Annotated in this window: 1 protein-coding gene; it reads left to right on the top strand. The window is 45.9% G+C overall.

The genetic code is table 11. The features are described from left to right. The coding region (locus HMPREF2926_RS04875; RefSeq protein WP_141751773.1) for an Ig-like domain-containing protein at nt 1-333 on the top strand (333 nt) is incomplete at both ends.

Raw genomic sequence — 333 nt, 5'->3', positions numbered from 1 at the left:
GGTAACCCTGCAATCCCAATGGATGATGATACACCAGCAACCTTTGAAGATGGATCAACTACGAAGACCATTCCAGGTGAAGGAACTTACACAGTTTCTCCAGACGGAACAGTAACCTTCGTACCAGAAAAATCATTCACAGGAACAGGTACAGGCGTAACCGTGAAACGTGTTGATAAGAACGGTACTCCAGTTACTGCAACTTACACACCGAAGATCACTCCAGTTGTACCAACTGCTGATCCTGCAACATCTACAGACATCCAAGGTCAAACGCAAACAGGTACACCAAGCTTCACACCTGGTAACCCTGCAATCCCAATGGATGATGAT

This window comes from Streptococcus sp. HMSC078D09 (assembly GCF_001813675.1).
GTDB lineage: Bacteria > Bacillota > Bacilli > Lactobacillales > Streptococcaceae > Streptococcus.
The sequence above is the reverse complement of the archived record's forward strand: the minus strand, read 5'-3'. Positions and strand labels throughout refer to the sequence as shown.